Origin of the sequence: Streptomyces longispororuber, assembly GCF_024448165.1 — a bacterium.
GTDB classification, from domain to species: domain Bacteria; phylum Actinomycetota; class Actinomycetes; order Streptomycetales; family Streptomycetaceae; genus Streptomyces; species Streptomyces longispororuber_A.
In genome coordinates, this window is the sequence record NZ_JAMOLN010000379.1 from 1 (window position 1) to 3,814 (window position 3,814).

Genomic DNA, 3,814 nt, shown 5'->3' on the forward strand with positions numbered 1-3,814 from the left:
CGGGGTCTTCCAGCCGTTGCAGCCGGACGACCCGACCGTGGTGGCCGGCTACCGGCTCGCCGCCCGGCTCGGCGCGGGCGGCATGGGCCGGGTCTATCTCTCGCACACCCAGGGCGGCCGGCCGGTGGCCATCAAGGTCGTCCGCCCCGAACTCGCCGACGACCCGGACTTCCGGCGGCGCTTCCGGCGGGAGATGGAGGCGGCGCGGCGGGTCCGCGGCGCGTACACCGCCGAGCTGATCGACGGCGACGCCGGCGGCGCACCGCCCTGGCTGGCGACGCTGTACGTGCCGGGTCCCTCGCTCGCCGAGGCCGTCGGCCGGCGCGGACCGCTGCCGGTGCCCGCCGTGCTGTGGCTGATGGCGGGCGTCGCCGAGGCGCTGGCGGGCATCCACGGCGCCGGGATCGTGCACCGCGACCTCAAGCCGTCGAACGTGCTGCTGGCGTCCGACGGCCCCCGGGTCATCGACTTCGGCATCTCCCTGGCCTCCGGCATCAGTTCGCACACCGCGACCGGCGCCTCCATCGGCACCCCGCAGTTCATGGCACCGGAGCAGGCGGCCGCGGGCGCGGCCGGCGAGATCACGGCGGCGACCGACGTCTTCGCCCTCGGTCAGACGGCGGCGTTCGCGGCGCTCGGCCGGCCGCTGTACGGGGACGGTCCCGCGGTCAGCGTGCTCTACCGGATCGTGCACGACGAGCCCGACCTCTCCCCCCTGCCCGAGCAGCTCCGACCGCTGATCGCCCGCTGCCTCGCCACCGACCCGAGGGAGCGGGCCACCCCGGCCGAGGTCGTGGAGTGGTGCCGCCGGGAGCTCGGCCGGGACGCGGACGCGGGTGCGGGCCCCGCCGTCTGGCAGGAGGTCACGGGCCCCGAGGTGACGGTGCCGCCCCCGGTCGCCACCCCCGTCGCCGCGCCGCCCACCCAGGCGTACGCCACGCAGCCGCTGTCCCCGTGGCGCGCACCGGAGACGACGCGGCCCAGTTGGCCCGACCCGGACCAGCTGCGCGCCCGAAGACGCCGCCACGGCCTGATCGGCGTGGCGGGCGTGACGGTGGGCGTTCTGATGCTGGGCGGACTCGGCTACTCGCTGTGGAACGCGCTGGGCGGGATCGGCGAGCGAGGGAACACCGGGGCGTCACAGTCGTCGGGCGCGAGCTCCGGCTCGGCGGGTTCATCCGCTTCGTCTGGTTCATCCGGTTCGGATTCCACGAAGACGTCCAAGGACGGATCGACGGATACGACAGGTTCGGCGGGAGGCTCCGGAGACACCGGATCGAGCGGTTCCACCTCCGGCTCCGGGACACCGCGGGCCAGCGCCTTCCCCATGCAGTGGCTGGACGAGAAGAACTCCCTGACCCTCAAGAACGGCACCGCCCGCAAGGACCGCAAGGGCGACATCCGCTTCACCTGCGCCAAGGAGATCAGCTGCGCGCTGGAGGGCGACAAGGTCCTGATCGCCCCGGCCTGGGAAAGGGTGGGCACCCCCTTCGACAACTGCAGCGCCTACCTGGCCGGCACGGGCGCGGACAAGCGCATGCCGCTGGCGGCGATCACCACGGGCAGCGAGATCTGCTTCAAGCAGCCCGACGGCACCATCGGCCTCTTCGTGGTCGAGACGAAGTCGACCGCCCTGCCCAAGAGCGGGTCGAACTTCCTGACGGGGAACCTGACGGTGTGGCGGGCGGAGTAGGGATCGGGCGCGGGTGGGGGCGCGTGGGTTCTCCGCGAGGCGGAGAATCCGGCCGCCGGTGACCGGGGCGCTGCGGGACGCGAGGGCGACATCGGCCACGCGTCGTGCTGACATCGGGCGTGGACGACATGACAAAACTCTGCGGTGACCGCGTCCGTGCGATGGGCGCCTGATCGTCCGGTTCAGTCCGACTTCGGGAACGACACCTCCACCCGGCGGTTCTTCTTGCGGCCCTGTTCGCTGCCGTTGTCCGCGATCGGGTAGTCCTCGCTGTAGCCGCGCACCTGGAACGTGACGTCGCCTCCGGACGCGCCCAGTGCTGCATTCAGTTCGTCGTGGACCGCTTCCGCGCGCTTCTTGGAGAGCGTGAGGCCGTGGGCGTACGAGCCGAGGTTGTCCGTGAAGCCGAAGACCCTTACCGTGCCTGCCTTCTGGGTCTTGATCTCGTCGGCGATGGCCTGGATCCGGGACCTCGCGTCCGGGTTGAGCTTCGCACTGTCCTTCGGGAAGAGGACCTCGGCCTGGAGGGCGAAAGTGACGTCCTCGCTCGTGTCGGAGCGGCGTTCGTCGCCGGAGAGGTCTTCCACGACCGATTTGATGTCGAGGACCTTGGCGGGGGCGAGCGTGGCGCCGTCGGCGAGTTTGAGCCCCGGGCTGTTGGCGTCCACCTCGGGGGGCGGGGACGTCGTGGAGCTGCCGGGTGGGGCGCCCGTGGGGTCGTCCTCGGCCTGCACCGCCGTTGCCGTTCCGGCGACCAGGAGGAGGGTGAGGGCCGCTGTGGCGGTCAGGTGGCGTCGGGTTCGGGGCATGTCATTCGCCCTCGGAGATCTCGATGGGCGCCGGGGGCATCGAGCCGACCTGGAAGGTGACCTCCGTCGTGCCTTCGGGCGGGGCGGGGAACTGGGCGTACCACGGAGCGGTCTTGCCGGGCATGATCTGACCGTCGAACTTGGTGCAGAGACACTTGCCTTGAGTGTCACGCAGGATCAGGTACTTCTTCTTTCCTGCTTGGTCCACCAGACTCGCGCCGGCCAGCGACCCGCCGTTCTTACGGAGTTCCTGCTCATCGCTCCGCCAGTTGGCCCCGAGCCAAGCGCTGCTGCCGTCGTTACGGACTGAGCCGGACACCGTGACGTAGCCGCCTGTGTCGCGCGTCGCCGCCGTGATGGTGACCGTGATGTCCCCGTCCTTGGCTTCCGCAAGAATCTTGTTCTGCGTCGGACTCGGGGAATCGGGGGATTTGGTGCCTCCGTTCGCGCCTGCCGCGATCGACGCGGACGACTGCTCAGACTTGGGCTCGTCCCCATCCCCGCCACACCCTGCCGCGGCAAGCACAAGGCCGGTCGTGATCGCCACCGTGGCCACTGCCCGGCGGGTCGTCGTAGTGCGCCGAAGGTTCATCGCCACGGCTTCCCTCTCTCGTCGTTCGCTCGTCAGTCGGCCAGATGGACGGAGAAGAAGGTTGATGCGTCGGGCAGGTCGTCCAGGTCGAAGTCGTCCGGATCGATCTCGATCTTCTCGTCGTCACACGTGAGTTGGACCGGCTTCTTCGGGTCCGCGTCCACCGGTACGTCACAGCGGGGTTTGACCACGGCCGTGGCATGCGCCTTCGCCTTGTCGTTCTCCGTGCCGGGAATGATCGTGTCGCCGACCGTGTAGCGGGTCTGCACCTCGACCCAGTAGCCCGGGTAGCCATTGACCTCGGCCGGGTCAGGTCCTCCCACGAGGTCGGCATCGTTCGCCGCGGCCAGTTGCCCGGCAGCATCCGCCGCGCCTTGGCCATCGAGTTCCAGGCCTTCGAGCCAGCGCAGCCAATCTTCCCCCTCATCGAGGGCCTGCCCCAGGTCCACCAGAAGCTCGTCCCGCGCAGACTGAGCTGCCGCCAACGCAGCCGCGTCAGCGGCCGATTGGGCACCATTGCGCGCCGAAGCCGCCTGAGCAAAGGCGAAGAAGGCGAACGCCGCGAAGAGCAACGCGCCCGTCAACCAGATGTAAATCGGCAGGGTCGAACCACGATCAGCCCGGTGATCGAACCTCGTCAGCCACCGATGACGTCGTTGACCGCGTCGCCGATCGCCCCGGAGATCAGCCCGTCCAACCCCAACTGGTCGATCAACGTGA

General features: G+C 70.1%; 4 protein-coding genes. 1 reads left to right on the plus strand and 3 read right to left on the minus strand.

Annotation, left to right across the window (positions count from 1 at the left end; translation table 11 throughout):
- A partial coding sequence (locus M4J07_RS46930; protein WP_255983377.1) for a serine/threonine-protein kinase occupies positions 1–1,693 on the plus strand: 1,693 nt, incomplete at its 5' end.
- 182 nt (positions 1,694–1,875) lie between these two features.
- On the opposite strand, the gene M4J07_RS46935 is transcribed toward M4J07_RS46930, so the two are convergent.
- The 3 genes from M4J07_RS46935 to M4J07_RS46945 are packed head-to-tail and all read right to left on the minus strand — an operon-like array spanning position 1,876 to position 3,735.
- Positions 1,876–2,502, minus strand: a complete 627-nt coding sequence (locus M4J07_RS46935; RefSeq protein WP_255983379.1) for an OmpA family protein — start codon at positions 2,500–2,502, stop codon at positions 1,876–1,878.
- Position 2,503: 1 nt separating this feature from the next.
- Entirely contained in the window at positions 2,504–3,094 is a 591-nt protein-coding gene (locus tag M4J07_RS46940; protein WP_255983381.1) for a hypothetical protein, read from the minus strand.
- Positions 3,095–3,126: 32 nt separating this feature from the next.
- Complete coding sequence (locus M4J07_RS46945; protein WP_308284836.1) at positions 3,127–3,735, minus strand: pilus assembly protein TadG-related protein; 609 nt, start codon at positions 3,733–3,735, stop codon at positions 3,127–3,129.
- Positions 3,736–3,814: the final 79 nt, after the last annotated feature.